At 34.6% G+C, this 254-nt stretch carries 1 tRNA gene; it reads left to right on the forward strand.

Annotated features, from left to right (window positions below):
* Nucleotides 1–46: 46 nt before the first annotated feature.
* Nucleotides 47–123: transfer RNA gene (locus ER639_RS12165), tRNA-Ile, on the forward strand.
* Nucleotides 124–254: the final 131 nt, after the last annotated feature.

The raw sequence follows: 254 nt of genomic DNA on the forward strand, positions 1-254 counted from the left end.
TTGAGTGTTTATAATACTTCATTGTATTGAACATTCAACATAATGAGGGCCTATAGCTCAGCTGGTTAGAGCGCACGCCTGATAAGCGTGAGGTCGATGGTTCGAGTCCATTTAGGCCCACCATTAAATTGTACTTTGAAAACTAGATAAAGTAAGAAAAATAGATTTTACCAAGCAAAACCGAGTGAGTTCATATTTGAATTCTTGAAAAAAATCGCGCGTTTATACATTATGTATAAACATCACAATATTAA

Origin of the sequence: Macrococcus sp. DPC7161 (assembly GCF_004117835.1) — a bacterium.
Classification (GTDB): domain Bacteria; phylum Bacillota; class Bacilli; order Staphylococcales; family Staphylococcaceae; genus SDSC01.